Genomic DNA, 22,625 nt, shown 5'->3' with positions numbered 1-22,625 from the left:
ATGAGCGCTGGTTACCCCTGGCGAGGGCGAAGAGCAAGGCCTAGCCCGCCTTGCCCTTGCGCCGCAGGGCCGCCCTGGCCTCGGCCATCGTGACCCCGCCGAACGCCAGCAGCAGCGCCGGATAGACCAGGGCCGCCAGGGCGCAGGTCCCCAGCACCGCGATCTCCTTGGCGCCGATCCCCGCGAGATGGACGCCGGCCAGCGGCGCCTCGACCACCGGGCGGAACGCCTGGACCGTGGCCAGCATCACGCCCAGCACCACGCTGGCGGCCAGCACGCGGATCAGCTTTCCCCACGCCTTGGCGCTGGGCCAGTAGTCGCCGCGCTTGCCGAGGGTGAAGATCATCTGGCCGACATTGGCCCACGAGGCCACCGCCGTGGCGGCGGCGATGCCGGGCACGCCGATCACGTAGAACAGGGCGATGCCCAGGATCACGTTCACGGCCACCGAGATCAGGGCGAAACGCATCGGCGACTTGGTGTCGCCCCGCGCGAAGAACCCCGGCGACAGCACCCGCAGCAGCACGAAGGCCGGCGTCGCCAGGCCGTAGAACAGCAGCACGGCGGCGGTCGAGCGGACGTCGAAGGCGTTGAACTCGCCCCGGCGGAACAGGCCATCGATCAGGAAGTCGGGCATGGCCACCAGGGCCGTGGCGGCCGGCAGGGTCAGGGCCATGGCGAACACCACCGCCTGGTCCATGGCCGCCTGGGCCTCGCCGCCGTCCTTGGCCTGAACGGCCCGCGACAGGCGCGGCAGCAGGGCCACGCCGATGGCGACGCCCACCAGGCCCAGGGGCAGCTGGTACAGCCGATCGGCGGTCGCCAGCCACGAGCGGGCGCCGTTGACATGGCTGGCCAGCACGGTCGAGACGAACACATTGACCTGCGAGGCGCTGGCGGCGATCGCGCCGGGCACGGCCAGGGACAGCAGGGTCTTGATCTCGGGCGTCAGGCGCGGCAGCCGCCAATGGACCTTGGCGCCCGACTTGTTGACGCCCCAGGTCAGCAGGCCGGCCTGAGCCACACCCGCCGCCAGGATCGCCCACGAGGCCGCATAGGCGGCGTCATGGCTGTTCTTCTGCGGCCAGATGGCGATCAGCATGATCAGGTTCAGCAGCACAGGCGCGCCGGCCGACAGCACAAAGCGTCCCCGGGCGTTCAGCACGCCCGACAGGTGGGCGACGATGGCCATGCACGGCAGGTAGGGCATGGAGATCTGGGTCAGGGTGACGGCCAGCTTGAACTTGGCCGGCTCGGCCGCGAAGCCGGGGCTGATCAGGTACATCAGCCACGGCATGGCCAGCTGAGCGACGACGGTGATGACGATGGTGGCCGCCGCCAGGGTGGCCATGGCGTCGGCCGCCAGCTCGTCGGCCTTGTCCTCGCCGTCGGTCTCCAGGGCCTTGGAATAGGCCGGCACGAAGGCGGCCGCGAAGGCGCCCTCGGCGAAGATCCGCCGGAACAGGTTGGGGAACATCAGGGCGGTGTTGTAGGCGTCGGCCGCGAAGGTGGCGCTGGCCCCCAGCCGGGCGGTGACCACCAGGTCGCGCGCCAGGCCCATGAACCGGCTGACCAGGGTCAGGGCCGAATAGATCATCGACGACCGGATCATGCCGCTCTTCTTGGGAGCGGGTGCGGCGGCGGTTTCGGGCGGCGGGGCGATGTCGGTCACGTCTGGCTTCTGCGGGGTGGCGGCGTTGGCGTCAAGGCATAGGCCCTGCACTGGCCCCCTACGGACCGCTACGCGGTCGTCTTCCCCCGGAGGGGGAAGATGAGGTCGGCGCGTTTCATCTTCCCCCTACGGGGGAGGACGACCTGCGAAGCAGTTCAGGAGGGGGCAAGTCTGGCGGACACGAGTTCTCAGCCTCTCGCGAGATCACTCGCTGAGTTTAGTGGGGAGGCGCGAAGCGGCCGGGACGAACCCGGATGACCGTGATGTGTTTTGTGCGTTTCGGCTCGACCTGTCCGCTTCGCCAAGCTGTTCTTGACCGTGAGGATTGGGGCACACGAGCGTCGGTTTCAGCTCTGATTCCCAACTAGCCCCCGGACGGGCGCGCATCTTGTCGATCGGCTAATCCGTCTCGACGCCGACGATGTGCGATAGGCGGACTCTGATCCCCGCCCTCTTCAACCCGCGCTCGCTCGGCCGACGAGCCCCTCGGCGCCCGGTCCGTCCTTCTGAGACAGTCCGCCCGCTTCGACCCGCCGCCCAGGGCGTCGCGGCCCCGCTCAGCTTCATCACCCGTCGCCGCTTTGGGCCGGTACCAAGCGCCCTCCCCCTGCGACGGGGACAGGATCAAGAATACGGGAGGTTTGAGCGCGGAGGATTGGCGCGATCAACTATTTTATAGCGCGTTGATTTCGTTGAGCTCGGACCCGGAAAGAACGGGGATTGAGCGCCGCCCATCACCATACTCCACCGTCATTCCCGCCCTTGTGGCGGGAACCCCTCTATCCGCCGCAGGGGCGGGAGGGGCGAAGTGCGCGCGCACTTCGCTGGCGCTTCACGCGTCAGCAGAAACAGGGGTTCCCGCCACAAGGGCGGGAATGACGGTGATTTATGGGATGGGCGTCCTGCCCACCTTCGCGCCGAAGGGAGCCATCCCTTCATCTCACGGCGAGACGATCGCCGTACTGTCCAGGTCAGTCAAGGCCGGCCCTCCGGGCCGCCGCGGAGCGGCCGGTCGCAGACCGGGCCTTGACTGACCTGGACAGTACGGCACGCTGCTGCCTCCAAGAGATGAAGGGCTGGCTCTGCGCGAGGGCGCGTCATGCTTGGAAAATCTAAGTTATACTAGATTATGTTTTCAAAAAGGAGGCACGTTTGTGCTCAAAGTAACTGGCTCTGCAAAGGCGTCTGAGCCGTTCAAGGTTTCAATCCGCTGCCCCGGTTGTGGCCAAAACGGTACTTTCGAGTCTATATCCGGCACTAAGGATACTTCTTGGGATGGAGGATATTCTTCTGCAGGTATTCGTGTTTGCCCAAACAGTTCATGTGGCACTGTAGCTTCCATTTTTGTTGACAATGGAGTTCTAGATAACATCTATCCGGTAGCTCTAATCGATTTTGATTCTAAATCACTGCCTAAAGTTATTAAAAATTCGCTTGAAGAAGCGATAGCTTGCCATGGAGCAAAAGCTTATCGGGCCTCCGCTCTTATGGTTCGGCGAGTGCTCGAAGAGCTGTGTGAGGATAGAGGCGCTAAAGGAAGCAATCTTGACGCCAGACTGAAATCACTTGGCACCACTATTGTTATACCTCAGAGTTTACTCGACGCTGCAAATGAGCTTCGCCTCTTAGGAAATGATGCCGCACACATTGAATCCAAAAACTATGATGCGATTACACAAGAAGAGGCCACAATAGCCATAGAACTCGCGAAAGAACTACTAAAGGCTGTATATCAATATGACGATCTTGTAGGTCGATTGAAGGCACTAAAGCGTTCGCCACCCTAAATTGCCCCAACTACCGCGCCACGCTCGCCCGCGCCCGCTTCAGCCCTGGGCGCGTATTGGGCGCGCCGGCCTCGTTGGCCTCCAGCGCCGACAGCAGATCGGCCTTCAAAGTCGTGATCTTGCGGGTCTCGGTCAGTTTCCCGTTCTCGGCGGTCTGGACATAGAAGGCGTCGACCGCCCGTTCGCCATAGCCGTCGATATGGGCCGACTGGATGGACAGGCCGTTCTGGGCCAGGGTCTGGGCCAGGGCGTGCAACAGGCCGGGGCGGTCGCGGCCCGAGGCCTCGACCACGGTGGCGTCGTCGGAAGACTCGTTGTCGATCACCACGCTGGGCGCGATCGAGAAGGCCGCCGTGCGTGATTGCTCGGCTCCGCGACGCGGCTCGAAGCTGGCGGTCTCGCCGCGACCGGCCGCCTCCAGGGCGTCGGCCATGCGGCGCAGGGCCCGGGGGTTCTCGCAGCCCATGGGCGCGCCGGTGACATCCTGCACATAGAAGACGTCCAGGGCCTGGCCCTGGCGGGAGGTGAAGACCCGCGCGCCGACCACATTGCCGCCCAGGGACGAGATCGCCAGGGCCAGGTCGGCGAACAGGCCGCGCCGGTCCTTGGCGGCGATCACGATCTCGGCGGCGTTGGAGCCCGGCGTCACCTGGCCCTCGGCGGCCGCGCCGCCCTGAATGGCGGCCCGGCGAGCCAGGGCGGCGTGATCCTTCAGTTCCTCGGACTTGAAGGCGCTGAAATAGGCGTCCTCCATGGCGGAGGCCCAGCCCTTGGCGGCAGGGTCGCCGGCGATCAGGGCCTCGCGCGCGGCCTCGGCGACGGCCTCCTGATGGCGCTGGACGCTGGCGGCGGCGTCACTGCCCCGGCCGCCCCGGAACACCGCTTCGGTGGCGTTATAGAGCTCGCGCAGCAGCTGGCCCTTCCAGCCGTTCCAGACGCCCGGCCCCACGGCGCGGATGTCGGCGACGGTGATCACCAGCAGCAGGCGCAGGCGCTCGGGGTTTTCGACGATGCGGGCGAAGGCCGCGACCGTGCCGGGATCGGAGACGTCGCGCTTCTGGGCGAAGTCGCTCATGACCAAGTGGTTCTCAACCAGCCAGGCCACCAGCTCGACCTTCAGGCGGTCGACGCCCAGGCGCTCGCAGGCGCTGCGGGCGCTGCGGGCCCCGGCCTTCTCCTGGCCGCCCACCCCGCCCTTGCCTGTGTCGTGCAGCAGCATGGCCAGGAACAGGGCCTCGCGGTCCTCGATCAGCGGCATGATGGAGACGGCCAGCGGATGGTCGTCGGCCAGGCGCCCGGCGGCGATGTCGCCGATCACGCCCACGGCCCGCAGGGTGTGCTCGTCCACCGTGTAGGAGTGGTACATGTTGAACTGCATCTGGGCCACGATGCGTCCGAACTCGGGGATGAACCGGCCCAGCACCCCGGCGTCGTTCATCAGGGTCAGGGTGCGATAGGACCGCTTGCCCCGGGCCAGCAGGTGCAGGAAGGCCTGGCAGGCGTCCTCGTCGCGGCGGACGCGCGAGGTGATCAGGCCCAGGGAGCGGGTCACCGCCGTGAACGCGTCGGGATGCAGATCCAGGTCGCGCTCGTCGGCGATCTTGAACAGCCGGATCAGGTTGACCGGGTCGGCCTCGAACACCTCGGGCCCGTCGATATTGAGCCGGCCGCCGTCCTCGTAGAAGCCCTCGACATCCAGCGCCTTGCGCTTGGGCCTGCCGCCACCGGGCAGGAAGCGTGAAATGCCCTTGGGCTCGTGCTTGAAATTGTCGGCTTCCAGCTTGGCCGAGAAGGCGCGGGTCAGGGCCCCGACCTCCTTGGCGATCAGGAAGTAGCGGCGCATGAAGCGCTCGACCGCCGGCGCGTCGCCGCGGTCGCCATAGCCCATGCGGCGGGCGATCTCGGGCTGCAGGTCGAAGGTCAGGCGCTCTTCGGGCCGCCCCGTGGTGAAGTGCAGGTGGGCGCGCACGGCGTGCAGGAAGTCGAAGGCGCGGATGAACGCCTTGGCCTCGCGCCGATCGAACACCGCCAGCTTGAAGACGTCTTCCGGGCGGTCCACCGGATGCAGATATTCGGCGATCCACATCAGGGTGTGCAGGTCGCGCAGGCCGCCCTTGCCCTCCTTGACGTTGGGCTCGACCATGTAGCGGCTGGCCCCGGCCCGGGCCTGGCGGTCGTCGCGCTCCTTCAGCTTGGCGGCGACGAACTGGGCGCCCGTGCCCTTCATCACCTCGTCCTGGAAGCGCTTCTTCAGATCGACGGCCAGACGCTCGTCGCCGGTCAGGCGGCGGGCTTCCAGGATGGTCGTCCGGATCGTGAAGTCCTCGCGCGACAGCTTCACGCACTCGTCGACGGTGCGCGAGGCGTGGCCGACCTTGAAGCCCAGATCCCACAGCGCATAGAGCATGAACTCGATCACGCTCTCGGCGTGCGGCGTGGTCTTGTAGGGGCGCAGGAACAGCAGATCGATGTCGCTGTAGGGCGCCAGGGTGCGCCGGCCATAGCCGCCGACGGCCAACAGGCACAGGCGCTCGCCCTCGGTGGGGTTGCGGGCCCGGAACACGTGGACGGTGGTGAAATCGTAGAGGGCGGTGATCACCTCGTCGGTGACGCCGCTGAGCAGGCGCGAGGTCTCCAGACCGCCGGCCCCGTTCTCCAGCCGCTCCTTGGCGATCATCCGGCCGCGAAACAGAGCCTGTTTCAGGATCTCGATGGCGCGGGCGCGCTGGGCGATCTCGTCGCCGAGACTGTCGAGCGCGGCGGCCGACAGACGCGCCCGCAGGGCGTGACCGTCAACGACGTGTTCCAGCGGGGTTGGGCGAAGGCGGCGGGGCATGATGGGGATATGGTCTTCCAAAGGGCGATAGCCAAAAGCGGGAGCCGGTTTCGGCGACCATCACGCTCTGACTATAGATCACGAGGTCCTGAGGAGACCCTTAAGGCGATATAGCGCTTCAAGCGCTTCCCGAGGCGACATTCCGTCCACATCCAGATCCTTCAGCGCCGCGTCGACGGCGCTGGGCGCCGGTTTGGCATGCATCTGGGCGGGCGCCTGGACGGCCTGGCTCATGGCGAACAGCGGCAGATCGTCCAGACGGGCCGGTGATTCGTCCTTGGTCTCCAGGCGATCCAGCACCTCGCGGGCGCGGGCCACGACCGGTCCGGGCACCCCGGCCAGCTTGGCCACCTGCACGCCGTACGAGCGGTCGGCGGGACCGGCGGCGGCCTCGTGCAGGAAGACGAGGTCCCCGTTCCATTCCTTGGCCCGCAGGGACAGGTTGGAGACGTGGTCCAGCCGTTCCTCCAGGGTCGCCAGCTCGTGATAGTGGGTGGCGAACAGGGCCCGGCAGCGGTTGGTGTCGTGCAGGGCCTCGGCGCAGGCCCAGGCGATGGCCAGGCCGTCATAGGTGGCCGTGCCCCGGCCGATCTCATCCAGGATCACCAGACTGCGCGGCCCGGCCTGGGTGAGGATGGCGGCGGTCTCGACCATCTCCATCATGAAGGTCGAGCGGCCCCGCGCCAGGTCGTCGCCCGCGCCGACGCGGCTGAACAATCGGTCGACCACGCCCAGCCGGAAACTGGCGGCGGGCACGAAGCAGCCGGACTGGGCCAGGATGGCCAGCAGGGCGTTCTGGCGCAGGAAGGTCGACTTACCAGCCATGTTGGGACCGGTGACGATCGACAGGCGCGCGCCCACCTCGCCGGCCGCGTCCAGGCGGCAGTCATTGGGGGTGTAGGGATCGCCGGCCCGCTTGACGGCGGCTTCCACCACCGGGTGACGGGCGGCCTGGGCCTCGAAGGCCAAAGAGCGGTCGACGATCGGACGCACGGCCTTGCCATCCTCGGCCCACTCGGCCAGGGCGGCGGCGACATCCAGGCGCGCCAGGGCCTCGGCGGCGATCTGGATGGCGTCGGCCATCAGCCGGGCCATCTCGCGCCAGGTCTCGAAGGCGGCGATCTCCATGGCCAGCACGCGCTCGGCGGCCTGGGCGATGCGGGCGTCCAGATCAGCCAGCTCCACGGTGGTGAAGCGCACCTGGTTGGCCAGGGTCTGGCGGTGGATGAAGGTGGCGCTCAGCGGCGGCTGGAACAGAGGATCGGCCTTGCCGGCCGTGGCCTCGACGAAATAGCCCAGCACGCCGTTGTGGCGGATCTTCAGCGGCACGCCGCTTTCCAGGGCCAGCTGGGATTCCAGCGTGGCGATCACCCGGCGGCTGTTGTCGCGCAGGGCCCGGGCCTCATCCAGCTCGGCCAGCACGCCGGACGCGACATAGCCGCCGTCGCGGGCCAGGGCCGGCAGATCGGAACCGAGACCCGCCTCCAGCGCCGCCAGGAAACTGGACAGTTCCGGATGCAGCGACGGCGTCAGGGCGATGAAGGCGTGTTCCAGCTCGAACGGCGGCGGCGACAGCGGATCGCTGGACCCGCCCGCCAGGCCGGCCAGTTGCTCGCCGACCTTCAGCGTGTCGCGGATGCAGCCCAGGTCGCGCGGACCGCCGCGCCCCAGGGCCAGGCGCGACAGGGCGCGGGCCATGTCGCCGGAGCCCTTGAGCACCTCGCGCAGGCGCTGGCGCAGGGCGCGGTGCTCGACGAACCACTCCACGGCGTCCAGGCGCTGGTCGATGGCGGCGGGGTCCAACAGCGGCCGGGCCAGGCGCGAGGCCAGCATCCGGGCGCCGCCGGCGCTGACCGTGCGGTCGATGGCGGCCAGCAGCGAGCCCTCGCGACCGCCGGTCTGGGTGCGGTCGATCTCCAGGCTGTTGCGGGTGGCTGGGTCGATGGCCATGACGTCGGCGTCGGCCGCCCGGCGCGGGGCGCGCAGGGCCGGCAGGCGTCCGGCCTGGGTCATTTCCAGGTGGGCGGCGATCAGGCCCAGGGCCCCGATCTCGGCCGGTGACAGTCCCCCGAACCCGTCCAGGGTGTCGACGCCATAGAGCCGCTTCACGCGAGTCTCCGACGCCTGGGGCTCCGACAGGGCCGATGGCATGGGCTGCACCAGGCCGCCGCAGATCTTCAGGGTCTGGGACAGGGCATCGTCCGACAGCAGCCGGTCAGCGACCAGGGTTTCCGAAGGGGCCAGAGCCGCCAGGATGCCGGCGACGCCGTCCTTGCTGACCGAGAACACCTCGACCTCGCCAGTCGACAGCTCGACCGACGCCACGGCCGCCTGCCCCGCGCGCACGGCCACGGCCGCCAGGCGGTTGGCGCCCCGGGCGTCCAGCAGGCCGTCCTCGGTCAGGGTGCCCGGCGTCACCACCCGCACGATATCCCGGCGGACCACGGACTTGGAGCCGCGCTTCTTGGCCTCGGCCGGATCTTCCATCTGCTCGCAGACGGCGACCTTGAAGCCCAGGCGGATCAGCTTGGAGAGATAGGCCTCGGCCGCGTGCTGCGGCACGCCCGCCATCGGGATCGGCTCGCCGGCATGGGTGCCGCGAAAGGTCTGGGAGATGCCGAGCGCGGCGGCGGCCTTGTAGGCGTCGTCGAAGAACAACTCGTAGAAATCGCCCATCCGGAAGAAGATCAGGGCGTCGGGCTGCCGCGCCTTCATCTCGAAGAACTGCTGCATCACCGGCGTGGCGCCGGTGGCGTCAAAGGTCTGGAAGGTCTGGGAAGCGGGGGCGTTCATCGCCCGGGAAACTACAGAGCGTCGCGCGTCGCGTTAAGGGGCGGCGTTAAGGTTTCTCGGGACGGTTTCGTGATGGCCGCGTCTTGGGCAGGGTCGCGTCGGTTCTCTTAAGTTCAGCCAGGGTTCGATCAGCCTCTTCGCGCCGCGCGATCCTCCGAGCATCGTCGAACTTCCTATACTCGGCCTTGGCCCTCGATTCAGCCTGATCGTGCCGGATGCGACCACCGTGATCGAGAACGACACGCTTGAGGCTAGCAAGTTGCTCATCAAGAAGCCGGGCCGCTTGATCCATCAGCACCAATCTGCCGATCTCAAGCTGGTCGTCGAAGATGTCCAACAGGATCGTCGTCAGTCGGTTCAGCTCCCTCAGCTCGGCCGGCGCGAGATAGTTCTTGGCGACGACGGCGTCGGCCTGACGGATATCGTCCTTGGGCCATGACTGAAGGCCCATATTGGGCTCGCTTGAGTCCGCGCGCGACGCGAGCAGTTCAGACGGCGTCTGATTCACGACGGCATACAGAAGCTTGGCTTGCATACGGCGGTAGAACTCCGACGCCACTTGCGAGCTTGGCTCGTAGTCCTGACAGAAACCACAGATCCGACGGAGTTCGGCATAGACGTTGGCTTCAGAGGCCCGGATGTCGCGAACGATCTCGCGCAGTTCCCGGACGCGATCCTGATCTTCCGGATTCTTCAGCCGATCCGCATCAACCACGAAGCCCTTGGTCGCGAACCGCACGAGAACGCTCGTCGCCCATTTTCGAAACAGCGTGGCTTGAGTGGAGCTGACCCGGTAGCCGACCGAGATCACCATATCGAGGCTGTAGAGCGCGACCGGCTTGGCCGACCGAGCAATTTGCATAAAATGCAAATTGCTCTCTTCCGCCAACTCACCTTCTTCAAAGATGTTGGCGATATGCCGAGATATCACCGAGACATCGCGGCCAAACAGCGCCGCCATCTGCGCCTGGGTCATCCACAGCGCATCGCCGTCATAGCGAAGTTCAACCCTGGGCCCGCGCTCCGTCCCGTAGATCAGGAAGCGGTGACCGGTATCCACATCCTCAAGGAGGCGCACCGGCGCGGCGTCGTCTTGTTGCAAGGCTGCGTTCCCAATCAACGAACGAGAACAAGAGTAGAACAACCTTGATTTGAGCGCCACATCAAAATCCCGCGGCGAACCGATTGCCGACCGTCGAGACTTCGTGCCAGATCGCCCCTGGGTTGGGGGTTGAACATGTCTGCATCCAAAGCGGCCGTCGCCATTCCGGAACGGCCCGCCGTCATGGGACCCTACAAGCCGGACTGGATCGAAAAGCCATCCGGCGACGACATGGAATGGGCCTATCCCGCTCATGCCCAGCGCCATGACATCGAAGGCAAGGCGGTGATCAGGTGCGCGGTCGGCCATGACGGCCGCCTGAGTGACTGCCAGGTGATCTCGGAAACCCCGATGGGCGAGGACTTCGGCGTAGCCGCTGTCGCTTTGTCGCAAAAATTCCGGATGCTGCCGCCGCCTGAAGGCTATGCGGGCAAACCCGCCGAGGTGACGATCCCGGTCGTGTTCCAGGTTCCGGAAAGCAACTGGAAGGCCGAGGCCACCATCCAGCCAAAGGTCGAACTGCCGGCCACGCCGCTGGATTCAGGCGACATCCTGCTGATCGTCGGCCTTGCGGCGATCGCTTTCGCGCTTCTGGCGCTCCTTTTCGCAGCCGTAGGCAGGCCGGGCCGGAGAGGCTGAGCCCCCTAGCTACCCGTAACCTCGTCCCAGAACCGCTTGGCCTTGCCGACGAAGTTTGCCGACTTGGGATTCTGTTTCTCGCCGCACAGGCCGGCCAGCTCCTTGAGGAGCTCTTTCTGACGGGCCGAGAGGTGGGTCGGGGTCTCGACGAACAGCTCCACCACCAGGTCGCCGCGCTGACGGCTGCGCAGGGACGGCATCCCCTTGCCCTTGAGGCGGACGGTCTTGCCGGTCTGGGCGCCTTCGGGAACCTTGACCGGGATCTTGCAGGTGCCGTCGCATTCCTCGCCGCCCATCAGGCAGGGCGCGTCGATCTCGCCGCCGAGGGCGGCCACGGTCATCGGCACCGGCACGGTGCACAGAAGGTCCAGGCCGTCCCGCTCGAACAGTTCGTGCGGGATCACCGACAGGAAGATGTAGAGGTCGCCGCGCGGCCCGCCGCGGGCCCCCGCGTCGCCTTCGCCGGCCAGACGGATGCGGGCGCCGTCATCGACGCCGGCGGGGATACGCACCGACAGGATGCGCTCGCGGCGCACCTGGCCATGGCCGTTGCAGGTCGCGCAGGGGTCCAGCACCAGACGACCGGACCCGCCGCAGCGCGGACAGCCGCGCTCGACGGCGAAGAAACCCTGGGTGGCCCGCACGCGGCCCGCGCCGCCGCAGGTGCCGCAGACCGTCGGGCTGGTTCCGGGCTTGGCGCCCGAGCCGTCGCAGACCTCGCAGGTGATGGCGGCGGGAACGCGGATCTCGACCTCGGCGCCGGCATAGGCCTGCTCAAGGGAGATCTCCAGATCGTAGCGCAGGTCCTGGCCGCGCTGGGGGCCGTTGGACGGACGGCGGCCGCCGCCGAACATCTCGCCGAACACGTCGCCGAACACATCGCTGAAGATGTCGCTGGCGTCGAAGCCGCCCGGACCACCGCCGCCCTGCGGGCCGTTGACCCCGGCATGGCCGAAACGGTCATAGGCCGCGCGCTTCTGCGGATCCGACAGGATCGAATAGGCCTCGTTGATTTCCTTGAAGCGGCCGCCAGCCTCCTCGCAACCGCCGTTGCGGTCGGGATGGTGCTCCATGGCCAGCTTGCGGAACGCGGACTTCAGGCCCGCGTCGTCGCAGGATCGGTCCACACCGAGAATTTCGTAATAGTCGCGCATCGTCAGCGTCTGGCGCCCAAAAGGCCCACGGGAGAGGCGTTGATAGGAAAGCAGGTGGGATGTCGCTGGGCTCGACGCAAGGCGTCAAAAGCGCGCGGAACCCACGATCGCCGCCGCGGAACGCTCAAGTCCAGAACGTTCCGCGGGGCGCGCATGGCGAAGCTTTAGTTCGCCGGCTTGTTGTCGTCGACTTCCTCGAACTCGGCGTCGACGACACCGTCGTCCGCGGCCGAGCCGTCATCGCCGTCCGAGCCCTGTTGCGAGGCGTACATGGCCTCGCCCAGCTTCATCGAGGCCTGGATCAGCGCCTGGGTCTTGGCCGAGATGGCCTCGACGTCTTCGCCTTCCAGGGCCGCCTTCAGATCGGTCAGGCCGGTCTCGATGGCGGCCTTCTCGGCCGGGCCGACCTTGTCGCCGTGTTCGGCGAAGGCCTTCTCGGTCGAGTGCACGATGGCCTCGCCCTGGTTCTTGGCCTCGACGAGGGCCTTCTTCTTTTCGTCCGACGCCTTGTTGGCCTCGGCTTCCTTGACCATGCGCTCGATGTCCGCGTCGGAGAGGCCGCCATTGGCCTGAATGCGGATCGAGTGCTCCTTGTTGGTCGCCTTGTCCTTGGCGTGGACGTTGACGATGCCGTTGGCGTCGATGTCGAAGGTGACCTCGATCTGCGGCACGCCGCGCGGCGCCGGCGGAATGCCCTGCAGGTCGAACTGACCCAGGAACTTGTTGTCGACGGCCATCGGCCGCTCGCCCTGGAAGGCGCGGATCGTCACGGCCGACTGGTTGTCGTCAGCGGTCGAGAAGGTCTGCGAGCGCTTGGTCGGGATGGTGGTGTTGCGCTCGATCAGCGGGGTGAACACGCCGCCCAGGGTCTCGATGCCCAGGGTAAGCGGGGTCACGTCCAGCAGCAGAACGTCCTTGACGTCGCCTTGCAGAACGCCGGCCTGAACGGCGGCGCCCAGGGCCACGACTTCGTCAGGGTTCACGCCCTTGTGCGGCTCGCGGCCGAAGAAGTCCTGCACCGCCTGTTGAACCTTGGGCATGCGGCTCATGCCGCCGACCAGGATCACTTCGTCGATGTCGCTCTTCTTGAGGCCGGCGTCCTTCAGGGCCTGTTCGCACGGACCGATGGTGCGCGAGATCAGGTCTTCCACCAGGGCTTCGAGCTTGGAGCGCGACAGCTTGATGTTCAGGTGCAGCGGGCCCGACGCGTTCATCGAGATGAAGGGCAGGTTGACCTCGTACTGAGCCGTCGAGGACAGCTCCTTCTTGGCCTTTTCCGCTTCTTCGCGCAGACGCTGCAGAGCCAGCTTGTCCTTGCGCAGGTCGACGCCCTGCTCCTTCTTGAACTCGTCGGCCAGGTAGTCGACGATCCGCAGGTCGAAGTCCTCGCCGCCCAGGAAGGTGTCGCCGTTGGTCGACTTCACCTCGAAGACGCCGTCGCCGATTTCCAGGATCGAGACGTCGAACGTGCCGCCGCCCAGGTCATAGACGGCGATCTTCTTGCCGTCGTTCTTGTCCAGGCCATAGGCGAGCGCGGCCGCGGTCGGCTCGTTGATGATGCGCAGGACTTCCAGGCCGGCGATCTTGCCGGCGTCCTTGGTCGCCTGACGCTGGGCGTCGTTGAAATAGGCCGGAACCGTGATGACCGCCTTGGTCACCGGTTCGCCCAGATGGGTCTCGGCGGCTTCCTTCATCTTCTGCAGGATGAAGGCCGACACTTCCTGCGGCGAGTAGTCCTTGCCCTGGGCCTTGACCCAGGCGTCGCCGGTCGGACCCTTGACGATGTCGTAGGGCACCATGCCCTTGTCCTTCTCGACCACCGGGTCGCTCGCGTTGCGGCCAATCAGGCGCTTGATCGCGAACAGCGTGTTGGTCGGGTTGGTCACGGCCTGACGCTTGGCGGGCTGGCCAACCAGGCGCTCACCGTCCTCGAGGAATGCGACGACCGACGGAGTCGTACGAGCGCCTTCGGCGTTCTCGATCACCTTCGGGGTCTTGCCGTCCATGATGGCCACGCACGAATTCGTGGTGCCAAGGTCGATACCAATAATCTTGCTCATAATACGAACCTGTCGCTCCTGAATGGCGGACGGCGGTGACAAGGGCCTTAGACGCAAGCGCCCCGGTTTTTCTCGCTCCGTCCCCGTCTGGTCGAACTTCCTAACGGTTGATCCAATCCTACCTCTCTCGACGAAAGTCGAGCGGGCAGAATGCGTTCTTCGAAGTTGACGAGCCCGTCAACCCCGCTTGAAGCCGATATGGGGGATACGCGCCGGCCCGCAAGCCCATTCCCTCATCTTCCGAAGGGGAATCTGCAAGCTGCACAACGGAAAATGGCCGCGCCCCGAGCGTATTGGGGGCGCGGCCATCGTCAGGTCATTGGGATAGGGCGATCAGCCGCCGGTCTTCTTGACCCATTCCGTGATCGCCGGCAGGCGATCCTGGCGGATCTTGGCGCGGTTGATCACCGAGGCGGCCGACTTTTCGGCCTCCTTGCGCGAACCCTCGGCCAGGTTGGCGACGGCATAGGCGCGGATTTTCTCGGCCGTGGCCGGGTTGGACGAGCCGGCGCCCAGACCCGGGATGAACCGCGTGCGCGAGCTGGAATCGACCTTGCCGTTGACCGCGTCCTTGTTGGCGACGGCCCAGTCGAAGGCCATGTCCGGGTGATTGCCCGCGACGCGCGAAATCATCGTGCTCGACAGGGTCTCGCCCGGCTCGGTGGTCAGGGCCAGCTCCAGGGCCTTGCGGGCCAGGGCCTCGTCCTCGGCCGCCGCCAGCAGCGAATAGAGCTGCGAGCGGATCAGCGGGGTCTTCTCCGCCTGGGCCTGGGCGCGGATGGCGTCCCAGGTGGCGGCGTCGGCGTGGGCGGCGACGACCGCCAGGATCGTCTTGCGCAGCGGACCGGGGATGGCCGACGGATCGGTCCTGTCGGCGGCGAACCGACGGTTGGCCTCGGCGACCACCGCGGCGTCACCCATGCCGCCCAGGGCGCCGATCAGCTCGCCGCGCAGGATGGCTACCGTGTCGGGCTCGCCGGCCTTGGGCGCCCAGCCCACCGCCGCCAGCAGCGGATTCAGGCGGGCCAGCGCCACCTTGCGGAACGCGGCGCGTTCGGCGGGCATGCCCTCATAATAGGCGTCGATGGTTTCAAACACGCCGGCGATCTTGGACAGAACCTGCGGATCGGCGCTGGCCGGGGTGACGTTGGCCAGGTCCAGGAAGTCCGTGGCGGGCTGGTAACCCGACAGGCCCATCGACCAGACATCGGACATCACGCCCAACTGGTCGATGGCTGGCAGCTTGGCGAAGCTGGACACCACGCCGCTGAAGCGGGTCGGGCCGTACAGCGTGCGGAAATAGCCGCTCTGGCCGGCATTGACGATCACCGGGCCGCAGCCGTCGACCGTGACCGAGCCCTTGCCGCCCGTCACGAGCGTCTTGGCTTCGCCGCCGCCGACAGCCTTGACCGTGACCGGCACGCGCCAGGCCAGCGGCGTCTTGTTGGGCAGGTCCTTGCTGAACTCGCCCTGGGTCAGGTCCAGAGTGGTCTTGCCGGCCGAGCAGGTCGAATTGGTCACCGTGATCAGCGGCACGCCCGGCTGCAGGGTGAAATCATGGGCGATGTCGGTGATCGGCTTGCCGGCGGACGCCTCGATCTCCCGCCACAGGTCGTCACTGACCGTGTTGCCGTGGGCGTGCTTCTTCATGTAGGCGCGCACCCCGGCCCGCCAGGCGTCGGGGCCGACATAGGCCTCCAGCATGCGGATGACCGCCTCGCCCTTCTGGTAAGTGATGCCGTCAAAGGCCTGGCTGGCCTGTTCCACGGTCTCGACGTGCTGGACCACCGGGTGGGTGGTCTGCAGGGCGTCCAGGCTCATGGCGTATTCGCGCCCGCCGACGGCGGCCAGGGCGCTGTTCCATTCAGGGTGGAAATGCTCGGTGGCCCGGCCTTCCATCCACGAGGCGAAGCCTTCGTTGAGCCACAGGTCATCCCACCAGGCCATGGTGACCAGATCGCCGAACCACTGGTGGGCCATTTCGTGGGCCACGGTGGTGAAGACCCGCTGGTTGTCGGTCTGGCTGGAGATCTTGGGGTCCAGCAGCAGGGCGTATTCGAAATAGAAGATCGCGCCCCAGTTCTCCATCGCGCTGAAGAACTGGCTGCGGCCGGGCGCGGCGATGTTGTCCAGGGCCGGCAGCGGATAGGGGACGCCGAAATAGTCATTGTACCAGGGCAGCAGGTCGGCGGCCGCCTTGAGGGCGAACTGGGCCTTGCCGGTGTCGCCTTTCTTGGTGACCACGCCGACATCGGCGCCGGCCGCCTTGACCGTGGCGCGATCGAACTCGCCCAGCCCGAAGAACAGCAGATAGGTCGACATCCTGGGCGAGGTGGCGAACTTCACCAGGCTCTTCCCGTTGCCCAGGTCGGTGGTCTTGGCGATGGGCATGTTGCCCAGCGCCATCTGGCCGGTCGGCACGGTGGCCTCGACGCTGAAGGTGGCCTTGTAGAAGGGCTCGTCCCACGACGGAATGAAGCGGCGGGCGTCGGAGTTCTCGAACTGGGTGTAGATCGCCCGCTTCTTGCCGGCCTCGGTTTCGTAGTCGAGGGCGAACAGGCCGGCCGCCTGGGTGTAGATCTTGCCGCTGTAGTCGATGGCCAGGACGTACTTGCCCTTGGCCAGGGGCTTGGCGAAGGTGAAGCTGGCGGTCTGAGCCTCGTCATCGGTCTTGATGGCGGCCGCGCCGACGCCGGCGATCTCGGCCTTGGCGAAGGTCAGGTCGGCGGCCTGCAGCGTCACGGTCGCGGTCGGCTCGATCACCTCGATGGCGATCTTGACCTTGGCCGTGAAGGCCATCTTGTCGGCGTCGGGGGTGAAGGCCACGTCATAGTGCGAGGGACGGACATTGCGCGGCAGCTGGGTGGTCACCGTCGCGGCGGTCGGCGAGGCGGCCGACTTGACGACCGGCGCCGCCAAGGCCGCCACTGGCGCCCCTGCAGCGGCGAGAAGTAGGACGGCGGCGGCCGTGGAGGACAAAAGATGACGCATGTTCGGCCCTGGACTGAAAAATTCGCCCGGCCTCCCTGGCCGGCGGCGCAAACCAACACCTTCCGCCTCGATCCGGCGCGTTAAATATCGGTAATGATCCAGTCCCTCTCCGTCGTTCCCGGTTTCGACCTCTGGCCCGGCCTTCTGGACGCCGACGCTCAACGCGCCCTCGTCTCCCGCGTGCTGGAAGCGGACGAGATCGCGCCCTTCGCCCACTATGGCACGCCCCAGGGCAAGGCGATGAGCGTCGGCATGACCAGCTTTGGGCCCCTGGGCTGGATCAGCGACCGGGGCGGCTATCGCTACGCCGACAGCCATCCGGGCACGGCGCGCCCCTGGCCGCCGATGCCCCAGGCGCTGCTCGATCTCTGGGCGACCCTGGGCGATCCGGAGACGCCGCCGGACGCCTGTCTGATCAACCTCTATCGCGGCGATGCCCGCATGGGCCTGCACCAGGACCGCGACGAGGCCGATCCGCGCTTTCCGGTGCTGTCGATCTCTCTGGGCGACACCGCAGTGTTCCGGATCGGCGGGACCTCACGCAAGGACCCGACCCGAAGCCTGAAGCTGGCTTCAGGCGATGTCTGCCGCCTCTCGGGCCCAGCGCGCCTGGCGTTTCACGGCGTGGATCGGGTGATCGCTGGCTCGTCCAGCCTGGTTCCAGGCGGCGGGCGGATCAACCTGACCCTGCGGCGGGCGCGGGCGGGCTGAACGAAAAAGGACCGCCCTTTCGGACGGCCCTTCTCATTTCGTGAACCTGACGTAGCGGAAACTGGTCTCTTCCGCCGCGCGGACCTAGAGCCCTTTGCGATCCGATAACCGTTTCACACTTATCGGAAAATGCTCTAGCCGCGCAGCTTGCGCGTCAGGGTCTCCAGGTCGTGGTTCAGGGTGCTGTCCTCGATGCGCAGGGCCTCGATGCGACGGACGGCGTGCAGCACGGTGGTGTGATCGCGACCGCCGAAGCGACGGCCGATGTCGGGCAGCGACCGGGTCGTCAGCTGCTTGGCCAGCCACATGGCGGCCTGACGCGGACGGGCGATGGCGCGGTTGCGCCGCTCGCTCAGCAGGTCGGCCTGTTTCATGCCGTAGTGGTCGGCGGTGGCTTTCTGGATGTCGTCGATGGTGATGCGCTTCTCGCCCGACCGCAGGTGCGGACGCAGGATGGCCTGCACCTCGTCCAGCGTCAGGCGCGACAGACCCTCGCCAGCCCTGGCCGACAGGGTGTTGAGCGCGCCTTCCAGCTCGCGGACGCTGTCGGTGAAACGGTCGGCCAGGAACTGCAGCACGTCGGGACGCATGGTCGGGTCCGAGCCGTAGCCGGCCGACAGGGTCTGGATCTTGCGCTCCAGGATGCCCATCCGCAGCGAGCGGTCGGCCGGCTCCAGGCCGCAGACCAGGCCCGCCGACAGGTGCGAGCGCAGGTGGGCGTCCATCTCGGTCATGGCCGAGGGCGGACGGTCCGACGAGAACACCACGCGGCGGCCTTCCTCGACCAGGGCGGTCAGGGTGTGGAACAGCTCTTCCTGGGTCGACTGCTTGCCGGCGATGAAGTGTACGTCGTCGATGATCAGCAGGTCGGCGGCCCGCAGCTCTTCCTTGAAGGCGGCCGTCTGACGATCCATCACGGCGCGCACGAAGGTCGACAGGAAGCGCTCGGCGGTCAGATAGACCACGCGCTTGGTCGGGGCCTGACGCATGGCCTCCCAGGCCAGGGCGTTGAGCAGGTGGGTTTTGCCAAAGCCGTACGGGCCGTGGAACAGGACGGGATTGAAGTGGCCGTCGGCCCAACTGGCCACCCGGCGCGCCACGGCGTGGGCGAATTCATTGGCGGGGCCGGGGACGAAGGTCTCGAACGTGAAGCGTTCCTGCAAGCCCTGGGTGCGCGAGGGCTTGCCGGTCGAAACCGGGGCCAGGCTGGGCGTGTCGGTGGACACGGGCAGGACGATTTCGATCGGCTCGACCTTGGCCACGTCGACATAGGCACCGGCCGAGGCTTCGAATTCCAGTCGCGACTTCAGGTCGATACGGCGCGCCATCGGATCATTGGCGGCCCAAAGCTCGCCGATCCGGCGCCACGCGCCGCGACGGATCCAGTCGCGCGCGATCCCGGTCGGGGTCACGAGAACCACGTCGCCCGAAGGACCTTCGCGCAGCAGCGCCGGCGCGATCCAGGACCCGAAGGACGCGTCGCCCAGCTCACGCTTCAGCGCCACGCACACCTTTTGCCAGACTCCGCCGGCCGGTTCACAGGCAACCGCTGGAATCGCAGCCGAAAACGCTTGGCTCGCCACCCCGCCCTTGATTGTCATCAGTTCACCGCCTCGTCGAAAAAACACCGCCCGCACGCCAGCCGCCGCCCCCCATGGCGAACGACCGGTTTTCTCAACGCACACGGGTGCTCTATCGGCAGCCACAAGGGTTCCGCCGCCGCCGTTTCATCCATGGACTGGAAGAGCGTTGAGACCCTTAAACTAGCCAGCGGCCCCTGCTGGTCAAACGGAAAACTTGCGTCCGATCGCGGATATTTCTGTTGACTCGCGAGACCCCCTCGCCTGGCAAGGGAATAGTTAAGTCAGCAATTTTTCGGACGTTGTTATTTGAACAATGCGTGCAGTTGAGCGCAAAGCAAAAGCCGGTTGGATTGCTCCAACCGGCTTTCGTAAATACTTGAATTCGCTGGACGAACGGCGTTCGTCCAGAATCTGGACTAGGCTGCGGCCTTGTCCAGCTTCTTCAGTCGGGCCGCCAGGCGCGAGACCTTCCGAGAGCCCGTGTTCGGATGAACCACGCCCTTGGAAACCGCGCGCATCAGCTCCGATTGAGCCTCGATGAAAGCGGCCTTGGCGACGGCGACATCACCGGCCGAGATCGCATCTTCGAACTTGCGAAGGAAGGTGCGCACGCGCGAACGACGCGCGGTGTTCACCTCGGTACGGCGGGCGATCTTGCGGATCGCTTTCTTGGCGCCGGGATTATTGGCCATAGGTAGGACCTTCAAACGGACAGCCGCGCGGGACAGCCGCGAAGCAGGGAAAATCTTGAGCGCGCGGATATACGGGAAGCAGGTAGATCGGTCAACGGCTGTCGAGAAGGATTTGCCGACGGGTGCGACGAGCTGTCGCGCCCAGGCTTCAGCGGCCCTTGAACGTTGGTTTACGTTTATCGACGAACGCCGCCATGCCTTCCTTCTGGTCCTCGAAGGCGAACAGCGAGTGGAACAGCCGCCGCTCCAGGGCCACGCCCGTGGTCAGGGTGGTCTCATAGGCGGCGTTGACCAGCTCCTTGTTCATGGTCACGGCCAGAGGCGACTGGGCGGCGATCTTGCCCGCGATCGCCAGGACCTCGGTCATCAGGTCGGCGGCCGGGAACACGCGGCTGACCAGGCCCGAACGCTCGGCCTCCTCGGCGCCCATCATCCGGCCCGTCAGGATCATGTCCATGGCCTTGGACTTGCCGACAAAGCGGGTCAGCCGCTGGGTGCCGCCGATGCCGGGCGAGACGCCCAGGGTGATCTCGGGCTGGCCGAACTTGGCGGTGTCGGCGGCGATGATGAAGTCGCACATCATCGCCAGCTCGCAGCCGCCGCCGAGGGCGTAGCCGGACACGGCGGCGATGATCGGCTTGCGGCACTGCTCGACAGCGCGGGCGCCGGCCGTGAAGAAGTCGGCCTTGAACATCTCGGCATACGACTTGTCCGACATCTCCTTGATGTCGGCGCCGGCCGCGAAGGCCTTGGCCGAGCCGGTCAGCACGATGGCCCCGACGCTGTCGTCAGCCTCCGCCGCCGCCAGGGCCTGACCCAGCTCACCCAGCAGCGCCGCGTTCAGGGCGTTCAGCGCCTCGGGCCGGTTCAGGCGGATCAGGACGACGCCGGCGGCCCCCTCGGGGGCGGTTTCGACGATCAGGGTCTCGTAGGCCACGCGGAGGCTCCTTGCTATGTGTCGCTTTATAGGAGCGCCGCGTCACGAAAGGGAGCCCCGAGCGCGCGGGTTTCGCATATCGACGACGCGCGCGTCGTCGATCATCGAGCCCGGTCGGCGAGGCTTGCGCGGCTATCGCCGAGGCGCGGTCGCCAGCGCCGTCACTTCACCGGACGTCAGCCGCCGTACATCGGAGACACGGCATCGCTTGGGGCCGGCGGCTGTCTGGGCGATCATCTCGGCGGCGTCGCCTGAACAGACAACATCGCCCCCGTTCGCGCGCAGACTCACCTTCTCGGCGGATTGCAGGGCGTCGCAACCCTCCGCGAGCCGCACCCGGTAAATCATCCTCTGCGTCGACTGGACATAGAGGGTCTTCCCACCCGCGCGGTTCGCCCCAGTGATGAACTTGCCGTTGAAGCACCGCCTGGCCCCATCGGCCGGGATGGTCGACGAATAGGCCCGCAGCTGGGCCTGCTCGTCGAAGACCTGGCCGTTGTCCGCCATGGCCGGGACGGAAGAGAACGCCATCAGGGCGGCGCCGATGAAAAGTGCAGGCTTCATGATGCGACCTCACAACTTTTGGTTTGGAGAGAGCCTAACCACAGATCGACAATTGCGAAAGAGCCTGGCCTCAGACCTGACACACCGGACAGAAGAACGTCGACCGCCCCGCCTGGACCTCCCGCGCGACGACCCCCTTGCAGCCCGGCGTCGGGCAGGGCTCGCCCTCGCGGTCATAGACGCGGAATCGGTGCTGGAAATAGCCTAGCGCCCCGTCGGCGGCGGCGAAGTCCTTGAGTGTGGAGCCGCCGACCTCGACGGCCTCGGCCAGGACCTCCTTGATGGCGGTGGTCAGGGGCCCCAGCCGCTTGCCGGCGATCATCCCCGACGGCTTGAACGGCGAGATGTGGGCGCGGTGCAGGGCCTCGCACACATAGATATTGCCCAGGCCCGCGACGGTCTTCTGGTCCAGCAGCAGGGTCTTGGGGCCCTGCTTGCGGCCCGCGAAGGCCTTGACCAGGGTCCTGGCGTCGAAGGCCTCGCCCAGCGGTTCGGGGCCCATGGTCGCGAACCACGGATGGCGATCGACGCGGTCGGTGGCGATCAGGTCCATGAACCCGAACCGCCGGGGGTCGTGATAGGTGACCACCGCCCCCTCTTCGGTCTCGAAGATGACGTGGGCGTGCTTGTCGTCGGGCTTGACCTCGCGGGCGAAGTCGCCAGGACGGATGGTCCCCTCAGGGGCGGCGATCTCGAACCGGCCGGTCATGCCCAGATGCATCACCAGGGTGTCGCCGCGATCCAGCGGGGCCAGCAGATATTTGGCCCGCCGGTCCAGCCGCAGGATCCTGGCGCCTGTCAGCCGCTGGACGAAACCGTCGGGCAGGGGAAAGCGCAGGTCGGGCCGGTTGGCGCGCACGCGGGTCAGGCGGGCGCCGCTCAGGACAGGTTCAAGGCCGCGCCGGACGGTCTCGACTTCGGGCAATTCGGGCAAGGGCGGCCTCAAGAAGGTGACGCGACGCAGGGAGCGGTCGAGAGCGTGATAGCCGAAAGTGGATGCCGGTTTCGGCGGCCATCACGCTCCCGCTTTAAATCGTAGAGCCTGTTTATCCGATGCGGATGGTTCCATCTGCATCGGACAGGCTCTATGAGCGATCCAGCATA

Annotated in this window: 15 protein-coding genes; 3 read left to right on the top strand and 12 right to left on the bottom strand. The window is 66.8% G+C overall.

Features of this window, described 5'->3' with window-relative positions; translation table 11 throughout:
- Positions 1-40: 40 nt before the first annotated feature.
- The gene (gene murJ, locus ACQY9P_RS07695) at positions 41-1,672 is read right to left on the bottom strand and encodes a murein biosynthesis integral membrane protein MurJ (RefSeq protein ID WP_421739836.1); all 1,632 of its coding nucleotides are present in this window, start codon (positions 1,670-1,672) and stop codon (positions 41-43) included.
- A 1,154-nt stretch (positions 1,673-2,826) separates the two neighbouring features.
- Here murJ and ACQY9P_RS07690 point away from each other — a divergent pair.
- Positions 2,827-3,459, top strand: coding sequence for a DUF4145 domain-containing protein (locus tag ACQY9P_RS07690; protein WP_421739837.1), 633 nt, complete (start codon positions 2,827-2,829; stop codon positions 3,457-3,459).
- Between the two features lie 10 nt (positions 3,460-3,469).
- Here the strand turns inward: ACQY9P_RS07690 and ACQY9P_RS07685 are convergent, their stop codons facing one another.
- The 3 genes from ACQY9P_RS07685 to rhuM all read right to left on the bottom strand — a co-directional run bounded on the left by ACQY9P_RS07685 (position 3,470) and on the right by rhuM (position 10,190).
- The gene (locus ACQY9P_RS07685) at positions 3,470-6,295 is read right to left on the bottom strand and encodes a [protein-PII] uridylyltransferase (RefSeq protein WP_421739838.1); all 2,826 of its coding nucleotides are present in this window, start codon (positions 6,293-6,295) and stop codon (positions 3,470-3,472) included.
- A gap of 78 nt (positions 6,296-6,373) precedes the next feature.
- Positions 6,374-9,088: a DNA mismatch repair protein MutS gene (gene mutS / locus ACQY9P_RS07680; protein WP_421739839.1), complete on the bottom strand. Its 2,715-nt coding sequence runs from the start codon at positions 9,086-9,088 to the stop codon at positions 6,374-6,376.
- 46 nt (positions 9,089-9,134) lie between these two features.
- Positions 9,135-10,190, bottom strand: a complete 1,056-nt coding sequence (gene rhuM / locus ACQY9P_RS07675; RefSeq protein WP_421739840.1) for a RhuM family protein — start codon at positions 10,188-10,190, stop codon at positions 9,135-9,137.
- Between the two features lie 135 nt (positions 10,191-10,325).
- Here rhuM and ACQY9P_RS07670 point away from each other — a divergent pair, with 135 nt between their 5' ends.
- The gene (locus ACQY9P_RS07670; protein ID WP_421739841.1) at positions 10,326-10,829 is read left to right on the top strand and encodes an energy transducer TonB family protein; all 504 of its coding nucleotides are present in this window, start codon (positions 10,326-10,328) and stop codon (positions 10,827-10,829) included.
- A 5-nt stretch (positions 10,830-10,834) separates the two neighbouring features.
- On the opposite strand, the gene dnaJ is transcribed toward ACQY9P_RS07670, so the two are convergent.
- From dnaJ to ACQY9P_RS07655, 3 genes are all read right to left on the bottom strand, one after another.
- Entirely contained in the window at positions 10,835-11,983 is a 1,149-nt protein-coding gene (gene dnaJ, locus ACQY9P_RS07665) for a molecular chaperone DnaJ (protein ID WP_421739842.1), read from the bottom strand.
- Between the two features lie 164 nt (positions 11,984-12,147).
- The gene (gene dnaK, locus ACQY9P_RS07660) at positions 12,148-14,043 is read right to left on the bottom strand and encodes a molecular chaperone DnaK (protein ID WP_421739843.1); all 1,896 of its coding nucleotides are present in this window, start codon (positions 14,041-14,043) and stop codon (positions 12,148-12,150) included.
- Between the two features lie 333 nt (positions 14,044-14,376).
- Complete coding sequence (locus ACQY9P_RS07655) at positions 14,377-17,034, bottom strand: M1 family metallopeptidase (RefSeq protein WP_421739844.1); 2,658 nt, start codon at positions 17,032-17,034, stop codon at positions 14,377-14,379.
- Between the two features lie 93 nt (positions 17,035-17,127).
- Between ACQY9P_RS07655 and ACQY9P_RS07650 the strand changes: the two genes are divergently transcribed.
- Positions 17,128-17,745, top strand: coding sequence for an alpha-ketoglutarate-dependent dioxygenase AlkB (locus ACQY9P_RS07650; RefSeq protein ID WP_421739845.1), 618 nt, complete (start codon positions 17,128-17,130; stop codon positions 17,743-17,745).
- Between the two features lie 134 nt (positions 17,746-17,879).
- Here the strand turns inward: ACQY9P_RS07650 and dnaA are convergent, their stop codons facing one another.
- The 5 genes from dnaA to mutM form a co-directional block, all read right to left on the bottom strand.
- Positions 17,880-19,346 (bottom strand): chromosomal replication initiator protein DnaA, encoded by a 1,467-nt coding sequence (gene dnaA / locus ACQY9P_RS07645; protein ID WP_421739846.1) that lies wholly within the window; start codon positions 19,344-19,346, stop codon positions 17,880-17,882.
- Positions 19,347-19,744: 398 nt separating this feature from the next.
- Positions 19,745-20,020, bottom strand: a complete 276-nt coding sequence (gene rpsT, locus ACQY9P_RS07640) for a 30S ribosomal protein S20 (RefSeq protein WP_421739847.1) — start codon at positions 20,018-20,020, stop codon at positions 19,745-19,747.
- A 148-nt stretch (positions 20,021-20,168) separates the two neighbouring features.
- Positions 20,169-20,957 carry an enoyl-CoA hydratase gene (locus ACQY9P_RS07635; protein ID WP_421739848.1) on the bottom strand — a complete coding sequence of 263 codons (789 nt, stop codon included), beginning with the start codon at positions 20,955-20,957 and terminating at the stop codon, positions 20,169-20,171.
- Between the two features lie 132 nt (positions 20,958-21,089).
- A complete protein-coding gene (locus ACQY9P_RS07630) occupies positions 21,090-21,521 on the bottom strand; it encodes a DUF6491 family protein (RefSeq protein ID WP_421739849.1) in 432 nt (143 codons plus the stop codon).
- 70 nt (positions 21,522-21,591) lie between these two features.
- Positions 21,592-22,455 (bottom strand): bifunctional DNA-formamidopyrimidine glycosylase/DNA-(apurinic or apyrimidinic site) lyase, encoded by an 864-nt coding sequence (gene mutM / locus ACQY9P_RS07625; protein ID WP_421739850.1) that lies wholly within the window; start codon positions 22,453-22,455, stop codon positions 21,592-21,594.
- Between the last annotated feature and the right edge of the window lie 170 nt (positions 22,456-22,625).

Origin of the sequence: Caulobacter sp. (assembly GCF_965279145.1) — a bacterium.
GTDB lineage: Bacteria > Pseudomonadota > Alphaproteobacteria > Caulobacterales > Caulobacteraceae > Caulobacter.
The sequence above is the reverse complement of the archived record's forward strand: the minus strand, read 5'-3'. Positions and strand labels throughout refer to the sequence as shown.